The sequence below is a fragment of the Flavobacterium columnare NBRC 100251 = ATCC 23463 genome (genome assembly GCF_002530675.1).
GTDB classification, from domain to species: Bacteria; Bacteroidota; Bacteroidia; order Flavobacteriales; family Flavobacteriaceae; genus Flavobacterium; species Flavobacterium columnare.
The window spans coordinates 1-1,353 of the sequence record NZ_PCMX01000179.1; the positions used below are offsets into that span (position 1 = coordinate 1).

At 27.4% G+C, this 1,353-nt stretch carries 1 protein-coding gene; it reads left to right on the plus strand.

Annotated elements, in window-relative coordinates; genetic code table 11:
• Positions 1–1,353: tetratricopeptide repeat protein (locus B0A78_RS14170; RefSeq protein WP_097609800.1), on the plus strand; the 1,353-nt coding region annotated here is incomplete at both ends.

A 1,353-nucleotide genomic window follows, 5' to 3' on the forward strand; every position in this document is an offset into this window, starting at 1 on the left:
GTATGAAATTTTTCCTGAGTTTACTGTTTTTCGTATGGTTTATAGTAATTAGTTGTACAAAAAAGCAAGAACATAAAATTGAACATAAAAAAATAAATCCTGTAGAAAGAATAGCCTTTCAACTCCAAAATAAAGCCGAAAAAGAATGGAATGCTAATAACTTTCACAGTGCATATTACTATTACGACAAAGCAAAGTCATTGTATCAAACACTTAATAAAAATGAAAACATTGTTTATTGCCTTATTCAAATGGCTAGTATCCAGCAGCTTGAAGGGGATTATTTTGGTAGCGAATCCAGTTTGATTGAAGCGTTACCTTACATAAAGAAAAATAAAACCTATCAAGCTGCTATTCATAATCTATTGGGTATAGCCTCTAAAGAACAAAAAAATTATAATAGTGCTATTGAACATTATAATATGACTTTTAATCTTGCTGAAAACAAACTTACTCAAATAGTTTCTTTAAATAACATAGCAAATGTATATATTCAACAAAAAAAATTTGATAAAGCACAAACAATTCTTAATAGAATTTTAAAAGAAAAAGGGCTAGATTCCTTACCCTTTCGAAAGGCTATATATTTAGATAATTTAGGATATAGTTTATATAATTTAAATCAAAAGGAAGAAGGATTAAAACTTTTAAAAAAAGCGCTTCAGACAAAACTTCAAAGCAATAATACTTACGAAAGAGTAGAAAGCTATTTGCATTTAGCCGATGTGTATATAAAGTTAAATCCTCAAAAATCCTTTTATTATGCTACAAAAGCTTACCAAAATGCAACCTTACATAAAAGTATTGATCAAAGGCTTAAGGCTTTATTACTAATCATTAAGTTGCCACAAAGTACTCAAAAACAGGCATTACAATATGCTAACTTACAGGATAGCATTACACAAATAAGAAGTACAGCTAAGAACCAGTTTGCCAAAATAAGATACGATGCTCGTGTAGCTAAAGAAGAAAATTTAAAACTAAAAAACGAAAAAATAGCTACGGATCTTAAACTACAAAAAAGTCAAAATGAAAAAAATATTTGGATTTCAGCTTCTGCTTTACTAGCAACTTTAATTTTTTTTATTTATAATTATTTAAAAAATAAAACACAATTAGAAAAACAAAAAGCAACCTATTTTACAGAAACTAAAATTGCTAAAAAAATTCACGACGAAATTGCCAACGATGTGTTTCAAACCATGTCATTTGTAGAAACCCAAAAAATCGAGAAACCAGAAAATCGAGAAATTTTAATTAGTTTGTTGGATACTCTATATCAAAGATCTAGAAATATTTCAAAAGAAAATGAATCAATAGAAACAGGGATTTTTTTCTTTGAAAGTATATTAC